Here is a 267-nt window from a genome sequence, read left to right as displayed (position 1 = left end):
CGGGTCGTTCGACACCTCCCTCCAGTCGGCGGGACTGACGGTCACCCGGATCGGAGGAGCCGATCGCGACGACACCAGCCATCTGGTGAACGCCCAGCGGTTCCAGACGGCCAGTACGGCCTACATCGCTTCGGGCATCGACTTCCCGGACGCCCTCTCCGCCGCCGCGATGGCGGGAGCAGCGAACGCGCCGCCGTTCCTCTCACCCAGTTGGTGCATGCCGCGCTCGGTCGGCAACGACATCGTATCGATGAAGACGTCGAAGGT

The 267-nt window shown here is 67.0% G+C and carries 1 protein-coding gene; it reads left to right on the top strand.

All coding sequences use genetic code 11. The annotated features are described in order from the left end of the window. On the top strand, nucleotides 1–267 hold a 267-nt coding region (locus ACPYOG_RS19665; RefSeq protein WP_481295803.1), incomplete at both ends, for a cell wall-binding repeat-containing protein.

It is taken from the genome of Leifsonia sp. HAY1-4F, from assembly GCF_056755275.1.
Note: the sequence above shows the minus strand (reverse complement) of the source record. Positions and strands in the feature narration are given on the sequence as shown.